The 476-nt window shown below is 50.2% G+C and carries 1 rRNA gene; it reads left to right on the forward strand.

The window, feature by feature from the left end:
- Positions 1-476, forward strand: a 16S ribosomal RNA gene (locus tag KUA55_RS18150); the annotation flags it as partial.

Here is a 476-nt window from a genome sequence, read left to right on the forward strand (position 1 = left end):
TAATGCGCCCTACGGGGGGCAGCAGTGAGGAATATTGGTCAATGGTCGGCAGACTGAACCAGCCAAGTCGCGTGAGGGAAGACGGCCCTACGGGTTGTAAACCTCTTTTGTCGGAGAGTAAAGTGCGCTACGCGTAGCGTATTGCAAGTATCCGAAGAAAAAGCATCGGCTAACTCCGTGCCAGCAGCCGCGGTAATACGGAGGATTCAAGCGTTATCCGGATTTATTGGGTTTAAAGGGTGCGTAGGCGGTTTGATAAGTTAGAGGTGAAATTTCGGGGCTCAACCCTGAACGTGCCTCTAATACTGTTGAGCTAGAGAGTAGTTGCGGTAGGCGGAATGTATGGTGTAGCGGTGAAATGCTTAGAGATCATACAGAACACCGATTGCGAAGGCAGCTTACCAAACTATATCTGACGTTGAGGCACGAAAGCGTGGGGAGCAAATAGGATTAGATACCCTAGTAGTCCTATCGCT

The sequence above is a fragment of the Enterococcus alishanensis genome (genome assembly GCF_019218635.1).
Lineage (GTDB): Bacteria > Bacillota > Bacilli > Lactobacillales > Enterococcaceae > Enterococcus_A > Enterococcus_A alishanensis.